This window comes from Streptomyces sp. NPDC006393 (genome assembly GCF_040628575.1).
Lineage (GTDB): Bacteria > Actinomycetota > Actinomycetes > Streptomycetales > Streptomycetaceae > Streptomyces.
Genome location: NZ_JBEXZD010000003.1, coordinates 165,177 through 177,355 on the forward strand (window position 1 = coordinate 165,177; position 12,179 = coordinate 177,355).

Consider the following 12,179-nt stretch of genomic DNA (forward strand, 5'->3'; position numbering starts at 1 on the left):
GGTGGCCACCGCAACGCGTAGTGCCTCGTCAGAGCGAGTGCTCCGCCAGTCGGTCGAGAAACGCGGCCTGGGCCGTGACGATCACCTCGCGGGCCCGGTCCAGGCCCAGCCACGCGACGCGGTCCAGTTCCGGGAACTCCTGGGTGCGCCCGGAGCGCGGCGGCCACTCCATCAGGAACGTGCCGGGGGCGATCGCCGCCGGATCGAGATCGCCCTCGACCGCCCAGACGGTCACGATCTTGCCGTTCTTCTGCCGGACCTCGCCGAGCGGCACGGCCTCGCCCTCGGGAGGCTCCACCCCCAGCTCCTCCCGGAACTCGCGGCGGGCGGCCTCCCAGGCGGGTTCGTCCGGCTCGTACTCGCCCTTGGGCACGGTCCAGGCCCCCGCGTCGCGCCGGGTCCAGAACGGGCCGCCCATGTGCCCGAGCAGGACCTCCACGCCGACCGAGCCGTCGCCGGTGCGCCGGAACAGCAGCAGACCGGCACTGTGCCTGCCCCGGCGGTCGCTCACGGCCCGACCTCCGGGTGCGCGGCCAGCAGCGTCTCCACGGTGTCCGCCTCCTCGGGGCGCTTGTCCTCGCGGTAGCGCACGACCCGGGCGAAGCGGAGGGTGACGCCCGCGGGGTAGCGCGTGGACCGCTGGAGGCCGTCGTAGGCGATCTCCACGACCAGCTCGGGCCGTACGAGCACCCCCCAGCCCTTCTCGTCGACGGCCAGCTCCCGCAGCCGCTCCGTCTGCCAGGCCAGCATCGCGTCCGTCATGCCCTTGAAGGTCTTGCCGAGCATGGCGAACCCGCCATCGGCGGTACGGGCGCCGAGGTGGAGGTTGGAGAGCTTGCCGGTACGGCGGCCGTGCCCCCACTCGGCGGCCAGGACCACCAGGTCGAGGGTGTGCACGGGTTTGACCTTCAGCCAGGACGCGCCGCGCCGGCCCGCGCTGTAGGGGGCGTCGAGCGCCTTGACGACCACGCCCTCGTGACCGCGTTCCAGGGTCCTGGCGAGGAACTCCTCGGCCGCCCCGACCTCCTGCGGCCCGGACACGACCGTACGTCTGACCCGCATGGGCTCCGGAACCAGCCGCGCCAGCTCGGCGTGCCGCTCGCAGAACGGCAGGTCGAGCAGGTCCCGGTCGCCCACCGACAGCGCGTCGAAGAAGACCGGCGAGACGGGGACCGCCTCGGCGGCCGTGGCCACGTCCAGCCGGGAGCCGACGCGTCCGGCGGTCTCCTGGAAGGAGCGCGGGCGCCCGTCCGCCCCGAAGGAGATGACCTCGCCGTCCAGGATGAACCGCTCGCCGGGCAACCCCAGGGCGGCCGCGGTCACTTCGGGCAGCCGGTCGGTGATGTCGTCCAGGGTGCGGGTGTGGATCCGCACCGCGTCGCCGTCGCGGTGCACCTGGACCCGGATGCCGTCGAGCTTCTCCTCCACGGCGCACGCCCCCAGCTTGTCCACCGCCTCGGCCACGGAGGACGCGCTGTGCGCGAGCATCGGCAGGACGGGACGGCCCACGGTGAGCCGGAAGCGCTCCAGCGCCGCCGGGCCGTCCGCGAGCAGCGCCTGCGCCACGGTCTGCAGCGACCCGGCCAGCATCACCGCCCGCCGTACGTCCGCCGCCGGTGCACCCGTCGCCGCGGCCAGTCCCTCCACGGCGACGGCGTCCAGCGCCCCCTGCCGGACCTCCCCGGTGAGCAGTCCGCGCAGGAAGCGCTGCTCGTCCTCGGTGGCCGCGCCCATCAACTCGCCGACGATCCGGGCGCGTTCGGTCTGCGAGCCGGCCCCGGACACCTTGCCCAGCTCGCTCAGCCGGGCGTCCACCTCGCGCACGGCGAGCGACGGCGCGGCAGCCGGGGGGACCCGGCTGCCGAGCACCTTCCAGCCCACCCCGAGCCGCCCCTGCGGCAGCCGTCCCGCCAGATACGGGATGACGATCGGCACGTCGTCCGCGTCCGCCTCCCGGAACAGCTCGGCGAGCAGCGCGGTCTTCCGGGACCGCGCCGAGGTCGCCGCGACCTCCCGTGACACCTCCGCCAGCCGCGCGAGCAACATGCAGCCATGGTGCACCGCGATCCGCCGGTGCACACCCGGGCGGCACGGTCCGTTCGCGAAGTGTGGTTCGTTCGCGGGGTGCGGCACGTTCGCGCTTCGCGGTTCGTCCGTGGGGTGCGGTGCGTTCCCGCGGTGCTACGCCCGGGCGGTGCTCCGCGTGGTGCTCTGCGCCGCCACCGCCGCGTCGAGGTCGGTGAACAGGAGTTCGCCGTTGATCGCCGCGCCGGCCCGGTAGCCGCGGCTGGCCGCGTTGATCACCTGTTCGGCGAAGCCGCTGGCATTCCCGGCGGCCCACAGGCCGGGGACGGTCGTCAGGCCCCGCTCGTCGATCACGGGGTAGACGCCGAAGGGCGTCTCGCGCAGCTCGGCGCCCAGCCGCCGCAGGAGATCGGTGCGCGGCAGCGCTCGGGGGGCGACGAACAGCACCTCGCGGGCGTGCGTCGTCCCTCCCCCGGAGGCGGTGCCGCCGGCGAGCCGGACCCCGGCCAGCCGGTCGGCCTCGACGACGACACCCGCCACCTCGCCCGGCACCACGTCGACGCCGGCCGCGGCCAGTCTGCGCAGATCGTCGTCGGACAGCTCCTCCTCACCGACCTGGTGCAGGAAGAGGGTCACGTCCTTGGACCACTGGGTGACCATCAGTGCCTGGTGCACGCTCAGCGGGCTCGTCGCGAGCACGCCGAAGGCCCGGTCGCGGACCTCCCAGCCGTGGCAGTACGGGCAGTGCAGCACGTCCCGGCCGAAGCGCTCGGCCACGCCCGGGACCGCCGGGAGTTCGTCCTTCAGCCCGGTGGCGACGACCAAGTGCCGGGCGTGGACGGTGCGGCCGCCCGCCAGGGCGACGTCGAACTCGCCGGCCGCGTCCCGGACGGCGTCCACCGCCCGGTCCCGGACCAGTTCGACCCCGTACCGTGCGATCTCCTCACGGCCGGCGGCCAGGAACCCGGCCGGTGACATGCCGTCCCGGGACAGAAAACCCTGCATGTGCGCGCTGGGCGCGTTGCGCGGCTCGCCCGCGTCGACGACCAGCGTGCGGCGCCGGGCGCGGCCGAGGACCAGCGCGGCGGACAGCCCGGCCGCCCCGCCTCCGACGACGACCGCTTCGTAGCTCTCGGTCATTGCGTGCTTCTCGGTCATGGTGACCACCTCCATCGGCGAAGGTCACCCCATCCATGCCGGATTGACAAACATCTTTGCCGATTCTGCAATGGCACCATGACGACAGACGATGTGCTGGCCGGTGTGGGACCCAGGCTGCGGCGGATCCGCAAGGACCGCGAGGTGACCCTGGCCGCGCTGTCGGAGACGACCGGCATCTCCGTCAGCACCCTCTCGCGGCTGGAGTCCGGCCTGCGCAAACCCAGTCTGGAGCTGCTGCTGCCCATCGCGCAGGCCCATCAGGTGCCGCTGGACGAGCTGGTCGGCGCCCCTCCGGTGGGCGATCCCCGGGTGCGGGCGAAGCCGATCGTGCGCGGGGGCCGCACCCACTGGCCGCTGACCAGGAAGCCGGGCGGACTACAGGCGTTCAAGGTCCTCGAACCGAAGCGCCGCCTCGAACCGGAGCCCCGCAGCCATGAGGGATACGAGTGGATGTACGTGCTCTCCGGGAGGCTGCGGCTGGTGCTGGGCGAGCACGACGTGGTGCTCACCGCGGGCGAGGCGGCGGAGTTCGACACGCGGGTGCCGCACTGGTTCGGCTCGACGGGGGAGGGGCCGGTGGAGTTCCTGAGCCTGTTCGGCCCGCAGGGCGAGCGCATGCACGTACGGGCGCGGCCGTCGCGGCGCGGCGAAGACGACTGACGTCCGGTGTTCCCGGATCGGCAAGCGACCGCTTAGTATGCCTTCCGTCGGGCCCGGTCCGACTGTCCGAGTGTCCGAGGAACCGCAGTCCCGTGGAGGCGGCGCATGCAGGCATGGCGAGTGCACGAGAACGGCGAGCCGGGCGAGGTGATGCGCCTGGAGCGGACCGAGCGGCCCACGCCCGGGGACGGCCAGGTCCTGCTGAAGGTGCGGGCCGCCAACATCAACTTCCCGGACGCCCTGCTCTGCCGCGGCCAGTACCAGGTCCGGCCGCCGCTGCCCTTCACCCCGGGCGTGGAGATCTGCGGCGAGACGCCCGACGGCCGCCGCGTGATCGCCAACCCGGCCCTGCCCCACGGCGGCTTCGCCGAGTACGCCGTCGCCGACGCCGCGGCCCTGCTCCCCGCCCCCGAGGCGCTCGACGACGCCGAGGCCGCGGCCCTGCACATCGGCTACCAGACCGGCTGGTTCGGCCTGCACCGCCGGGCCCGCCTGGAGGCCGGCGAGACGCTGCTCGTGCACGCGGCCGCCGGCGGGGTCGGCAGCGCGGCCGTGCAGCTCGGCAAGGCGGCCGGCGCCACGGTCATCGGTGTCGTCGGCGGCGCCGAGAAGGCCGCCGTCGCCCGGGACCTGGGCTGTGACGTCGTCGTCGACCGGCGCGGCCAGGACGTCGTTGCCGCGGTCAAGGAGGCCACCGGCGGCCGGGGCGCCGACGTGATCTACGACCCGGTCGGCGGCCAGGCCTACGCCCAGTCCGCCAAGGTGGTCGCCTTCGAGGGCCGGATCGTGGTCGTCGGCTTCGCGAGCGGCTCCATCCCGAGCCCGGCGCTCAACCACGCCCTGGTCAAGAACTACTCGATCCTCGGCCTGCACTGGGGCCTGTACAACACCAAGAACCCGAAGCTGGTCCAGCACTGCCACGAGCAGCTCACCGAGCTGGCCGCCCGGGGCGCCATCAGGCCCCTGGTGAGCGAGCGGGTGCCGCTGGAGGGGGCCGCGGCCGCCGTGCAGCGGGTCGCCGACGGCGTCACCACCGGCCGGGTCGCCGTCATCCCGTCACCGGAGTCCTCGTCGCCGGAGCCCTCGTCGCAGAACGGAGCCGCCGCATGACCGACGCAGCCGAACTCAAGCGCCGTACCGCCGAGTTGCTGGCCGCACACCCCCCGGCCACCACCGACCGCCTCGACTTCCTCAGGGCCCGCTTCGACGCGGGACTCGCCTGGGTGCACTACCCGGAGGGCCTCGGCGGACTCGGTGCCCCCCGCTCCCTCCAGGCCGTCGTCGACGCCGAGCTGGAGGCCGCGGGCGCCCCCGACAACGACCCGCGCCGCATCGGCATCGGGCTCGGCATGGCCGCCCCGACCATCCTGCGCTACGGCACCGAGGAGCAGAAGCGGCGCTTCCTGAAGCCCCTGTGGACCGGGGAGGAGGTCTGGTGCCAGCTCTTCAGCGAGCCCGGCGCCGGCTCCGACCTCGCCGCCCTCGGCACCCGCGCGGTCCGGGACGGCGAGGACTGGGTGGTCAACGGGCAGAAGGTGTGGACCTCCAGCGCCCATCTCGCCCGCTGGGCCATCCTCATCGCCCGTACCGATCCCGCCCTCCCCAAGCACCAGGGCATCACCTACTTCCTGTGCGACATGACCGACCCGGGTGTCGAGGTCCGGCCGCTGCGCCAGATCACCGGGGAGGCAGAGTTCAACGAGGTCTTCCTGACCGACGTCCGCATCCCCGACTCCCGCCGCCTCGGCGAGACCGGCGACGGCTGGCGGGTCGCCCAGACCACCCTCATGAACGAGCGCGTCTCCATCGGCGGCATGCGGCTGCCCCGCGAGGGCGGCATGATCGGCGTGGTCGCCCGGACCTGGCGTGAGCGCCCCGAGCTGCGCACCCACGACCTGCACCAGCGGCTGCTGAACCTGTGGGTCGACGCGGAGGTCGCCCGCCTCACCGGAGAGCGGCTGCGCCAGCAACTCGTCGCGGGCCAGCCCGGCCCGGAGGGCTCCGGCATGAAGCTCGCCTTCGCCCGCCTCAACCAGGAGATCAGCGGCCTGGAGGTGGAACTGCGCGGCGCCGAAGGGCTGCTGTACGACGACTGGACCATGCGCCGCCCCGAACTGGTCGACTTCACCGGCCGGGACGCCGGATACCGGTATCTGCGTGCCAAGGGCAACAGTATCGAGGGCGGGACCAGCGAGGTCCTGCTGAACATCGTCGCCGAGCGGGTCCTTGGCCTGCCCGCCGAACCGCGCACCGACAAGGACGTCGCATGGAAGGACCTGGCCCGATGAGCACACAGCCGGATCTTCTCTACTCCGAGGAGGAAGAGGCGCTGCGCGCCGCCGTCCGCGACCTGCTCACGGACCACTGCGACCCGGCGGGAGTGATCACCCGCGCGGAGTCCGGCTCCCCGCACGACCTCGCCCTGTGGAAGGCGCTCGCCGACGGCATGGGACTGGCCGGACTGCTGGTACCCGAGGACAAGGGCGGCCAGGGCGCCACGCACCGGGAAGCGGCCGTGGTCCTGGAGGAACTGGGCCGCGCCGTCGCTCCCGTCCCCTACCTCACCAGCGCCGTCGTCGCCACCGAGGCCCTGCTGGCGTGCGGCGACGAGGAGCTGCTCGCCCGGCTGGCATCGGGCCGCTCCATCGGCGCCCTCGCGGTCGGCCTGCACCTGGCCCCCGGCGCGCCCTTCCCTGTCGTACGGCGTGAGAACGGCGCCCTGCACGGGGAGCTGACCGGCATCGCGGACGCGGCCGTCGCCGACCTGCTGCTGGTCCCCGCCGAGGACGGCGGCCTGTACGCGGTCGACGCCGACGCGGTGACCGTCACCGGCCAGGTGTCGCTGGACCTGACGCGTCCGGTGGCCACCGTACGGTTCGACGGCGCCGCCGGACGCCGCATCGGCGACGCCGAGCCCGCCGTACGCCGTGCCCTGCGCGCGGGAGCCGGACTGCTCGCCTCCGAGCAACTGGGGCTCGCCGACTGGACGCTGACGGAGACGGTGCGCTACCTGAAGGAGCGCAAGCAGTTCAACCGGCCGGTCGGCGGGTTCCAGGCCCTCAAGCACCGGCTCGCCCAGCTCTGGCTGGAGGTCGTGGGCCTCCGCGCCGCCGCCCGCAACGCGGCCGACGCGCTCGCGCGGGACGAGGACACCGATGTCGCGGTGGCCGTGGCGCAGGCCTGTGCCGCCCCGGTCGCCGTGCACGCCGCCGAGGAGGCGCTGCAACTGCACGGCGGCATCGGCATGACCTGGGAGCACCCGGTCCATCTGTTTCTGAAGCGGGCCAAGGCGGACTCGATCGCCTACGGCACGGCGGGCGCCCACCGCGAGGCCCTGGCCCACCTGGTCGACCTCCAGGCACCACAGGCACCCTGACCCACCACCCTCGGCGCCGAGGGCGGATCGCCGCGGACCGACGAGGGGTCGCCGCTGGCCCCTCGCAGAACCACACGTTCGGAGGACACGCCAGCCGCCCGGACGAACCCTCCGCTACGCCACACTTGCGGCCGAAAGCCGCGAGTGGGCGTGGCGGAGGAGGTTCACGGTGGCCATTTCCATCTCTGGGGTGCTGTTGCTCGCGATCCTGGCGATCATCTTCGTGCGCAACGGCGCGCTGAAGTTCTCGCACTGCCTGGTCTGCGTCCTGCTCGGCTTCTTCCTGGCCGGCACCAGCATGGCCCCCACGATCCACGAGGGACTGGAGGCGACCGCCCAGATCGTCAGCAGCCTGCGGCCCTGAGCCGGCCTCGCCGGACCGCTCACGAGGCGGAGAAGACCCCGACCCCGTTCGCCACCGCCCGTTCGGCGCCCCCGCTCGGGTGATTGAGCACGCTCACCGAGCCCTTCCCGGGCTTGCGGACGACCAGCGTGCTGGAACCGCCGCCGTCCAGGCTGAATCCCTCCGTGGCACCCAGTTTCCGCAGCTCCGAGGCGAGTTCGGCCACCGTCAGACCGCTGCGGTACTTGGACCCGCCGTCCAGGGCGAGAAGCAGCAGACGGTGGCCGCCGCTCCCGATGCCCACCGCGGTGCGCACCGCCGTGGCCGTCTTGTCCAGGCCGGCCAGTGGCGCGCCGTGCCGCAGCACGGGGAACCCGCCGACGGCGAAGGCGTAGGCGGCCCCCGACGCCGCCGTCATGCGGTGCTCCACCCGCACCGACTCGCCCTTGACCAGCTTGCGCAGCTGCCGCGCTCCGGCCTCGCGGCCCACCAGGACCGTGGTGCCGGCCGGGATGGTGCCGCCGCCGGGCTTGCCCGCCGTGGCGACGACCTGATCGCCCCTGACGGTCACCTCGTAGGTGTCCGTGCTGCACGGAGCGCTTCTGCTGGAGTCCGTGCCGCAGGTGGCCCGCGCCCGTGAGGCGCTGCCCCAGGCGGAGGTGTAGGCCCCGATCGAACCGACCGGCAGCGCGTACTGGTTGAGACCGCCGAGCTTCCACACCCCCTCCGGCGTGCTCACCGAGCCGGAGAGGGTCAGGCGGTCCAGGCGCGCGGTGCGGTCCGTGCCCACACCGAGCACGTCCTCGGTCGTCGTGCCCGACGGCAGGGCGGGCCCGAAGCGCTGGCCGCGCGGCACCGCGGCCTTGAGGACGCGCCCGTCGGCGATCTCCGGACCGACGGCCGAGCCGGTGACCGCGACGCCCGGGTGCTGGCTCTCGGAGATGTGGAAGAAGTCGCCGTTGACCCCGGCCAGCGCGCCCTGTGCATCAGCGAGTTGGGACACCGTGCCCCGCGCCGCCACCGCACGCGGACGCAGCAGGCCGACCCGTACGTGCTTGTTGTCCAGGTCGACGCTGATCAGGTGCGCGTGGGTCACGCCGTGGGCCGCGGCGAGGTCGAAGTCGCGGTACTCGACGCCCGGGGCGATCACCTCGGCGGGCCGCGCGCCACCGGCGCTGGCCGGGGAGGCCCCCACCAGGGCCGTGCCGGCCAGCGAGCCGCAGGCCAGGAGGATCGTCAGCGCCGTTCTGAGCCGTGCGCAACGGCATGTCGAAGTGCCCACCGTGTCCCCTGATGTCTCGTCAACTTCGCCTGAACTCAGGGAAGTGCACCAGAAGCCGGTGCCGCGCGCGGTGTGCGGACGCCGACGACGCGGGAACGGACGGGAAAACGCACTCCTTCGGGTGCTTCGCGCGGCGACGGCGGGCGCTCGGGCCAGGCTCAGCGGTGCCCCGGCCGGGCCGCTCGCGCCGGCCTCAGCGGTGGCGACGTACGTCGATCACAGGGGTGTTGGGATCCCGCACGCGAGAGCCGGCGCGCGGGGAGTCGCGATCCCGCACGCGGAACCGGCACGGAGGGGGAGGGGAGGTCGGTCAGACCGGCGCGGCGGCCGTGGGCGTCACCCGTTCGTCCGCGAGCGGCTGCTCGGTCCAGACCATCTTGCCCGAGTTCACATACCGCACGCCCCACGACTGCGCCAGCTCCGCGGCGATGAACAGACCACGGCCGCCCTCGTCGGCCACCCGGGCGTGCCGCAGGTGTGGCGCGGCCTGGCCCGCGTCGCGGACCTCGCAGGTGAGCGCGCGGTCGTGGATGAGGCGGACCTCGATGGGCGGCGCCCCGTACCGCAGGGCGTTGGTGACGAGTTCGCTGACGATGAGCTGTGTGTTGAAGGCCGTCTCGTCGTCCACGCCCCACTCGGCCAGCTGCTCGCCGGTACGACGGCGAGCGGTCGCCACCGAGGCGTGGTCGTCGTCGAACCGCCAGCTCGCGAACCCCTCGGCCGGGAAGGAGTGGGTACGCGCGATGATCACCGCGGCGTCTCCCGCACCCAGGCCCTCGGGGAGGCTGTAGACGATGTCGTCGCACAGCTCCTGCAGCGGCCGCTCGGCGTAGTCCGGCGCCGCCCGCAGCGGGCGGGAGGACTCCGCGAGGTAGCCGGTGACCAGCGGGTCGCTGGTGAAGACCAGGACGCTGCCGGCCGGCACATCGAACTCGGTGGTCGCGAAGGGCGCGTCCTCCGGCGCGCCCAGACACGGTCCGGCCGGGGTGTCGGGAACGCTCATGCTGTGGTCGGGGCGGATCACCACGGGGGCGAGATACCCGGCCGTGGCCATGACGCAGGTGCCGGTCAGGGGGTCGTGGATGGCGTACGCGCAGTCGGCGGTGAGTGCCTCCCGGCGGAGGGGATCTCCCAGCGGCAGATTCGCTCGCTCGAACGCAAGTTCGGCAGCTGTGTCGTGCAGCCGGGCCAGGAGCTCGTCCGGGGCGAGGTCGAACGCCGACAGGGACCGTACGACCGTTCGCAGCTGCCCCATGCTGGCCGCCGCGTTCAGGCCCCGCCCGGAGACGTTGCCGATCACGAGCGCGGTCCGGGCGCTGGACAGCGTCATGGTGTCGTACCAGGCGCCGGGGTCGGCACCGCTCACCGACAGATAGGCGGTCTCCAGCGACGGGTGCGTCTCGGGGCGCCGGGGCAGCAGCTGACGCTGGACGGTGGCAGCGATGGTGTGCTCGCGGATGTAACGCCGCGCGTTGTCGATGGCCAGGGCGGTGTGAGCGGCCAGCTCGACCGCGAGCTGCCGGTCGCCCGTGTCGAACGGCGGCGACTGTCCGGTGCGGTACAGGCTGACCAGGCCCAGCGCCGTGTCGCGCAGCGCCAGCGGCACCACCAGCAGGGTGTGCGACTCCGAGGAGTGCATCGCCTCCGCGCGGGGCGGGTCGACGGACATCCACGAGTCGGACGCGTGCAGGGGCACCACCCGGGGACGCAGATCGGCCAGCGCCTGGCTGAAGGGCGTGGGCCCCGGCAGCCGGCGCACCTCACCCACCGGATACGCCTGCGGCGGGTGCGCGTGGCCGCTGCGGAAGGCGGTGCGCATCAGCGCGGTGCCCGGCGGCAGCGGGGCCGGCGGCGGCTCGTCCCCGCGGATCACCGAGTCCACCACCTCCACGATCGCGACGTCCGCGAACTCCGGAACCACGGCCTCGACGAGTTCCTCACCGGTCACCGCCGGATCCAGCGCCCGCCCCACCCGCCGCCGCACTGCGTCGAGCACCCGGGTGCGGGCACGCCCCCGCTCACGCTCCGTGACGTCGACCGCGGTGACCGCCAGCCCGAGCACCTCCGGCCGCGGCCCCTTCCTCTCCAGACGCATGGCGGTGACCTCGAAGTGGCGTTCCTCGGGCCGCTCCCCCTTGATCTGCGCCCGCACGATGCGCTGCCACAGGGGCTCCCCGGTCTCCAGCACATGGTGCAGCACGGTCTCCATGTCGCTGTCCTCGACCATGTGGTACACGTCGCGGACGGGCCGTCCCACCAGGTCGTCCATGTGGACACCTCGCATGCCGGGCGTCGCGGTGTTCAGCCGCACCACCCGCAGGTCGGTGTCCAGCAGATGGAGCCCGACCGGTGAGCTGGTGAACAGTGCCTCCAGCATGGCGGCCGACGTCTTGTCCACGGGCCGTCCCGGATCGCCGTACGCCACTGGGACCTCCTTCGGGCTCGGCCGACGCACCCGGCCCGCCCGGGCACGCGCCCACCGGCACGCGCCCGAGGCGCCTCTCCAGCGTGCTCCGCCCGCGGGCGCGCCGCACGCCCAGGCACCCTGGCCGCACGACCGCCGGCGGCCGGCGGGGAGCACGGTGTCCCTCAGGCGAGGTTGACCAGTCTTATGTAGCGGACCCAGTCCCAGTTCGGCCCGGGATCGGTGTGGTCCGTGCCGGGTACCTCGTAGTGCCCGATGATGTGCGCCCGGTCCTTGGGGATCCCGTACCGGTCGCAGAGGGCCGAGGTGAGTCTGGCCGACTGCTCGTACAGTGCGTCGGTGAAATAGGCCGGCTCGTCCACCCACCCCTCGTGCTCGATGCCGATGCTGTGCGTGTTGTAGTCCCAGTTCCCGGCGTGCCAGGCGATGTCCGCCTCATGGACGCACTGCGCGACGTGCCCGTCGGCGGACCGGACGAGGTAGTGCGCGGACACCTTCTTCTGGGGGTTCTGGAAGATGGCCAGGGTGTTGGCGTACGTCTCCTGGGTGACGTGGATGATCACTCGGTCGATGGAGTAGCTGGTGGGCCGGTCGGAGGCCGTGTAGTTGGAGATGCTCGCCGGCTGCCACTCGGCGGGCGGATAGTCGACGGCCTCGGTCCGGGCTCCTGCCCGGGTGGCGGGAAGTAACGCGTAGGGAACGACGGCCAGGGCGGCGCCCTTCAGGATCCGTCGTCTGGTGGGCTGGAGTCCGGCCCGGTCCATGGGCGATGGCCTTTCTCGTGAGGTTGCTCGTCGTCGTGGGGTGCTCGTCCTTGTGGGGTTGCTCTTCGCTGGTAGGGGATCGGTTGCTCGCGGGATGTCCGGCTTCGGGGAAGTGTCTCGGTGGCGGTGAGTCTCGCGTACGG

Annotated in this window: 11 protein-coding genes; 5 read left to right on the plus strand and 6 right to left on the minus strand. The window is 73.3% G+C overall.

The features are described 5' to 3' along the window. Positions 1-28: 28 nt before the first annotated feature. The 3 genes from ABZ484_RS02830 to ABZ484_RS02840 all read right to left on the minus strand — a co-directional run bounded on the left by ABZ484_RS02830 (position 29) and on the right by ABZ484_RS02840 (position 3,165). Positions 29-511 carry an NUDIX domain-containing protein gene (locus ABZ484_RS02830; RefSeq protein ID WP_358864098.1) on the minus strand — a complete coding sequence of 161 codons (483 nt, stop codon included), beginning with the start codon at positions 509-511 and terminating at the stop codon, positions 29-31. Next, positions 508-2,046: an ATP-dependent DNA ligase gene (locus tag ABZ484_RS02835; protein WP_358864099.1), complete on the minus strand. Its 1,539-nt coding sequence runs from the start codon at positions 2,044-2,046 to the stop codon at positions 508-510. The genes ABZ484_RS02830 and ABZ484_RS02835 overlap by 4 nt, the downstream gene beginning before the upstream one ends. A gap of 135 nt (positions 2,047-2,181) precedes the next feature. Further along, complete coding sequence (locus ABZ484_RS02840) at positions 2,182-3,165, minus strand: NAD(P)/FAD-dependent oxidoreductase (protein ID WP_358864135.1); 984 nt, start codon at positions 3,163-3,165, stop codon at positions 2,182-2,184. A 96-nt stretch (positions 3,166-3,261) separates the two neighbouring features. Between ABZ484_RS02840 and ABZ484_RS02845 the strand changes: the two genes are divergently transcribed. The 5 genes from ABZ484_RS02845 (at position 3,262) to ABZ484_RS02865 (ending at position 7,586) form a co-directional block, all read left to right on the plus strand. Next, entirely contained in the window at positions 3,262-3,846 is a 585-nt protein-coding gene (locus tag ABZ484_RS02845) for an XRE family transcriptional regulator (RefSeq protein WP_358864100.1), read from the plus strand. 105 nt (positions 3,847-3,951) lie between these two features. Continuing rightward, positions 3,952-4,956 carry an NADPH:quinone oxidoreductase family protein gene (locus ABZ484_RS02850; RefSeq protein WP_358864101.1) on the plus strand — a complete coding sequence of 335 codons (1,005 nt, stop codon included), beginning with the start codon at positions 3,952-3,954 and terminating at the stop codon, positions 4,954-4,956. Next, the gene (locus tag ABZ484_RS02855; RefSeq protein ID WP_358864102.1) at positions 4,953-6,134 is read left to right on the plus strand and encodes an acyl-CoA dehydrogenase family protein; all 1,182 of its coding nucleotides are present in this window, start codon (positions 4,953-4,955) and stop codon (positions 6,132-6,134) included. The genes ABZ484_RS02850 and ABZ484_RS02855 overlap by 4 nt, the downstream gene beginning before the upstream one ends. After that, entirely contained in the window at positions 6,131-7,222 is a 1,092-nt protein-coding gene (locus ABZ484_RS02860; protein WP_358864103.1) for an acyl-CoA dehydrogenase family protein, read from the plus strand. The genes ABZ484_RS02855 and ABZ484_RS02860 overlap by 4 nt, the downstream gene beginning before the upstream one ends. 169 nt (positions 7,223-7,391) lie before the next feature. Beyond that, a complete protein-coding gene (locus ABZ484_RS02865; RefSeq protein ID WP_030167020.1) occupies positions 7,392-7,586 on the plus strand; it encodes a hypothetical protein in 195 nt (64 codons plus the stop codon). Positions 7,587-7,605: 19 nt separating this feature from the next. Here ABZ484_RS02865 and ABZ484_RS02870 read toward each other — a convergent pair whose 3' ends face one another. From ABZ484_RS02870 to ABZ484_RS02880, 3 genes are all read right to left on the minus strand, one after another. Then, positions 7,606-8,760, minus strand: a complete 1,155-nt coding sequence (locus ABZ484_RS02870) for a phosphodiester glycosidase family protein (protein WP_358864136.1) — start codon at positions 8,758-8,760, stop codon at positions 7,606-7,608. A gap of 397 nt (positions 8,761-9,157) precedes the next feature. Further along, positions 9,158-11,272: a SpoIIE family protein phosphatase gene (locus ABZ484_RS02875; protein ID WP_358864104.1), complete on the minus strand. Its 2,115-nt coding sequence runs from the start codon at positions 11,270-11,272 to the stop codon at positions 9,158-9,160. Positions 11,273-11,436: 164 nt separating this feature from the next. Beyond that, positions 11,437-12,036, minus strand: coding sequence for an N-acetylmuramoyl-L-alanine amidase (locus ABZ484_RS02880; RefSeq protein WP_358864105.1), 600 nt, complete (start codon positions 12,034-12,036; stop codon positions 11,437-11,439). Positions 12,037-12,179: the final 143 nt, after the last annotated feature.

What these genes read in the sequence shown, in the direction of transcription:
- ABZ484_RS02840 (WP_358864135.1), bottom strand. Translation starts at nt 3,165, where the DNA reads ATGACCGAGAGCTACGAAGCGGTCGTCGTCGGAGGCGGGGCGGCCGGG.
- ABZ484_RS02855 (WP_358864102.1), top strand. Translation starts at nt 4,953, where the DNA reads ATGACCGACGCAGCCGAACTCAAGCGCCGTACCGCCGAGTTGCTGGCC.
- ABZ484_RS02850 (WP_358864101.1), top strand. Translation starts at nt 3,952, where the DNA reads ATGCAGGCATGGCGAGTGCACGAGAACGGCGAGCCGGGCGAGGTGATG.
- ABZ484_RS02835 (WP_358864099.1), bottom strand. Translation starts at nt 2,046, where the DNA reads ATGTTGCTCGCGCGGCTGGCGGAGGTGTCACGGGAGGTCGCGGCGACC.
- ABZ484_RS02880 (WP_358864105.1), bottom strand. Translation starts at nt 12,036, where the DNA reads ATGGACCGGGCCGGACTCCAGCCCACCAGACGACGGATCCTGAAGGGC.
- ABZ484_RS02860 (WP_358864103.1), top strand. Translation starts at nt 6,131, where the DNA reads ATGAGCACACAGCCGGATCTTCTCTACTCCGAGGAGGAAGAGGCGCTG.
- ABZ484_RS02845 (WP_358864100.1), top strand. Translation starts at nt 3,262, where the DNA reads ATGACGACAGACGATGTGCTGGCCGGTGTGGGACCCAGGCTGCGGCGG.